The organism is Dokdonella immobilis (assembly GCF_900115085.1).
Classification (GTDB): Bacteria; Pseudomonadota; Gammaproteobacteria; order Xanthomonadales; family Rhodanobacteraceae; genus Dokdonella; species Dokdonella immobilis.
Map to the genome: position 1 here is coordinate 1 of NZ_FOVF01000071.1, position 1,528 is coordinate 1,528.

General features: G+C 53.5%; 2 protein-coding genes. Both read right to left on the reverse strand.

Features of this window, described 5'->3' with window-relative positions:
* Positions 1–76: 76 nt before the first annotated feature.
* A complete protein-coding gene (locus BM125_RS19560; RefSeq protein ID WP_092411125.1) occupies positions 77–436 on the reverse strand; it encodes a hypothetical protein in 360 nt (119 codons plus the stop codon).
* A gap of 412 nt (positions 437–848) precedes the next feature.
* Positions 849–1,334 carry a DUF4265 domain-containing protein gene (locus BM125_RS19565; RefSeq protein ID WP_092411126.1) on the reverse strand — a complete coding sequence of 162 codons (486 nt, stop codon included), beginning with the start codon at positions 1,332–1,334 and terminating at the stop codon, positions 849–851.
* Positions 1,335–1,528: the final 194 nt, after the last annotated feature.

Here is a 1,528-nt window from a genome sequence, read left to right on the forward strand (position 1 = left end):
CAAACGCCTAAGAGCTCAGGGCCACAGCCTCACTCACCCGGAGTTGACGGGAAGTCTCTTGAGGAACTGTTAGCCCTCACCTTTGCACATGTAGTCGGAGCTGGGCTAGTACGCCGGGATCGACCGAGCCGAACGCGGCGAGCTGCTTGGCAGTGAGTGTGTAATTGCCTGCGGGTAGCTGCTTGTAAAGCGGTTCGTCTGCGCTGGGGTTAAGAAGAACCCAGATATTTCCTTGTGCGTTCGACTGTGGAATGCCTGCAACACGATAGTCCCCGACCTTAAGCACAACTGGCGCGCCTAGAACTTGCGCTCGTCGCTCGTACTCCACGCCCTGAAGCGCAGCCCAGTCGGATCTGTTGCCCAGCGACTCTGGGCCGTAGCAGCCGGACATCGCGAGCACGGTGATGTAAGACAGCAGGACCCAACGACGCTTCATGTGAGGCCTAACACCAGAATTGAGCCGCGTGCGTTAGCACGTCGGCTCGAATGAACAGTTAAACATTTCAATGACCCGAATCGAAGATATGGCCACAACGCTGACAGGTGCGGCCATCAAGCTTTATGCCGCCGCCGCAGTATGTGCAATTGGCTTGCCAAACGAATAGCAGTGGAACTAAGAACGCACCGAAAAAGAGTAGGTAACCGCACGCGGTTGCGAACTCATGCCAACCTATTGAAGAAAAGCCTTCACGTACAAACCATAGAAGAAGCCATGCAATAAATGCGATACGAACCACTCGGCGACGCATGGCAAATTTTGCGTCTGAGGCTGCTGGCGTAACGTATGGCGTTCCCATTGCGGACCTCGTGGTTGAGCTGATGTCTAACACCGGAAATAAGCCGCCGCGTTAGCGGTCGGCTTGATTGACTAGTTGTGCCTCATCCGGGAACAGCGACTCATAGGTTGGGTCTGCGTGCTCCCATTGCGCGTCATGCTCGATGAGGTGCGAGCGAACTGCCTGCAATTCTACAAAGGCCGGAATATTTACTGAGATGTACATTGGATTAGCACCCTCGTAGCTGCAACCTAGGGCAACTAAGCCCTGAAGAACTTGATCCGAGGTGTTGCCAGGAGAAACAGGCGGATCAAAGAGCACCCTGATCGTTCGGTTGCCTGACTTTGTGACTATGGATTGGAAGGTGGAAAACTGTTCTTGCGAGTCAAATGGCGCAAGGACTGTGTCTTGCCACGAAACGCCGTATGCATAAAACGGGGAATTATCCAGCTTGTAGCAATCATTTCCGAGTGGAACCGCCCAAAGTGTTTCGACCGTTGCGCCGCCGTCATCATCCGGGACTCGGAACAAAACCTTGGCTGTCGAATCATTGCTCATGAGGCACAACACCAGAATTGAGCCGCGTGCGTTAGCACTTCGGCTCGAATGAAAAGTTAGTCATTGACACCCAACAGGAGCAAGCGCAATGCATTCCAAACCCGCTCAAAAGCTTCGGTCGTGCTACTCGCCGGAGTAGTCTCATAAGACGACCAACCGGAAAATAGCTTGCGCCCATCAAAACTAACTCTAAT